The organism is Rhodococcus sp. O3 (assembly GCF_048897285.1).
GTDB lineage: Bacteria > Actinomycetota > Actinomycetes > Mycobacteriales > Mycobacteriaceae > Rhodococcus.
In genome coordinates this window covers 1-280 of record NZ_JBMBTE010000336.1, presented here as the reverse complement: position 1 = coordinate 280, position 280 = coordinate 1, and the positions used below count along the sequence as shown (strand labels likewise).

The window sequence follows — 280 nt, the reverse complement described above, 5'->3', positions numbered from 1 at the left end:
CCGCGGATCTTCACCTGGAAATCCGACCGCCCCACATACTCCAACCCACCCGACGGCAACCACCGCACCAGATCCCCCGTCCGATACAACCGCCCACCGGAGGTGAACGGATCGGCCACGAACCGCGACGCCGTCAACCCCCACCGCGCGTGATAACCCCGCGCCAACTGCACCCCACCCAGATACAACTCACCCACCACCCCGACCGGCACCGGACGCAACCACCCGTCCAACACCACCACCGACGTATTGGCCACCGGCAACCCGATCGGCACCGACG

The 280-nt window shown here is 67.1% G+C and carries 1 protein-coding gene; it reads right to left on the bottom strand.

All coding sequences use genetic code 11. The annotated features are described in order from the left end of the window. The coding region (locus ACN675_RS29295) for an AMP-binding protein (protein ID WP_420754141.1) at positions 1 to 280 on the bottom strand (280 nt) is incomplete at both ends.